The 255-nt window shown below is 0.4% G+C and carries 1 protein-coding gene; it reads right to left on the reverse strand.

Annotated elements, in window-relative coordinates; genetic code table 11:
• Window positions 1-255 (reverse strand): hypothetical protein (locus tag NMG46_RS30115; protein ID WP_185963288.1); only part of this gene is annotated, 255 nt, incomplete at both ends.

Here is a 255-nt window from a genome sequence, read left to right on the forward strand (position 1 = left end):
TTTTTTTTTTTTTTTTTTTTTTTTTTTTTTTTTTTTTTTTTTTTTTTTTTTTTTTTTTTTTTTTTTTTTTTTTTTTTTTTTTTTTTTTTTTTTTTTTTTTTTTTTTTTTTTTTTTTTTTTTTTTTTTGTTTTTTTTTTTTTTTTTTTTTTTTTTTTTTTTTTTTTTTTTTTTTTTTTTTTTTTTTTTTTTTTTTTTTTTTTTTTTTTTTTTTTTTTTTTTTTTTTTTTTTTTTTTTTTTTTTTTTTTTTTTTTTT

Source organism: Mesorhizobium sp. LMG 17147 (assembly GCF_024297145.1).
Taxonomy (GTDB): Bacteria; Pseudomonadota; Alphaproteobacteria; order Rhizobiales; family Rhizobiaceae; genus Mesorhizobium.